The sequence below is a fragment of the Pseudomonas syringae pv. cilantro genome (assembly GCF_001293775.1).
GTDB lineage: Bacteria > Pseudomonadota > Gammaproteobacteria > Pseudomonadales > Pseudomonadaceae > Aquipseudomonas > Aquipseudomonas syringae_P.
This window is the reverse complement of sequence record NZ_LGLN01000028.1, coordinates 2,135-3,027: the sequence shown is the minus strand read 5'-3', so window position 1 is coordinate 3,027 and position 893 is coordinate 2,135. Positions and strand designations below refer to the sequence as shown.

The following is an 893-nucleotide window of genomic DNA, read 5'->3' as shown; positions in this document are numbered from 1 at the left end:
TGTTGGCCGCAGTTGCGGCATTCATCGGTAATCGAAAGGGGATTAGCACACGTATTCATAGCGATTCCTTGGCTGCTTGGGACAGTTCGGGCCATGCCAATTCGGGATAAGTGGCTAGTACTGCATGAAACCCTGGCAGGCCTTGAGCTGAATGCACCTGAGAAGGACGCGTGGCTTGATCTGGCAGGAGAGCCATTAGGAGAGGCAGGCAGCTGCGACGCCCCTTGGTGTTGCGATTCGCCCGGCTTTCAACTACCCGCAAACCCATACAATCGAATGGTTTTGTGAGCCATGACATAGGACGCGGTTCGCTTTCCCCCCAAATAATCTCGGGATTTATGCGAATGACTTCCGAGAACTGAAAATTACCTTCGTGCTGATTCATTACGGCAGCACAGCGTTCGCTGATCAGTTGTTCATCTCTGAGCCTGTCCATCATGGTTTTGCTGTTAAAGGCTCGACCGTCAACCAACAGGTCGGTGTTGTCTTCGAAGTAAGTTCGAATTTCGGCAAATAGCCACTGTTGAGCGGTCAGGAGCACATCATTGACGAGCCAGGCGTTGGTCCTGACGCCTTCGTAGGTGAGTTGATGACGGCAAACTTCAATGAGCGCGGTACAGAGTATTTCGCTGGAAATACCTGGCATATCCGGCGACGATAAAAGCGTGGCGGTGGCGGGCAGCGGTGTTTCTACCGATACTGAGTTTGGTTTTTTGGGCGTGAGCATGTCTGCCCACCAACCTGCAGGCGCTTGTCGTAAGTCGACTATTTGAAATGGAGTAGGGGCATTACCCTCTTTTCCATCCCAGTACCAATAGTAGCCGGGTTGGGTTGGCGTTGACTGCGACCAGACAAGTGTTGCTGTGCTGAAGTCGGTTGTCGTATTCATAGCG

At 52.3% G+C, this 893-nt stretch carries 1 protein-coding gene; it reads right to left on the bottom strand.

The window, feature by feature from the left end; all coding sequences use genetic code 11:
• Positions 1 to 55 precede the first annotated feature (55 nt).
• Positions 56 to 893: hypothetical protein (locus ABJ99_RS28085; protein ID WP_230080983.1), on the bottom strand; the 838-nt coding region annotated here is incomplete at its 5' end.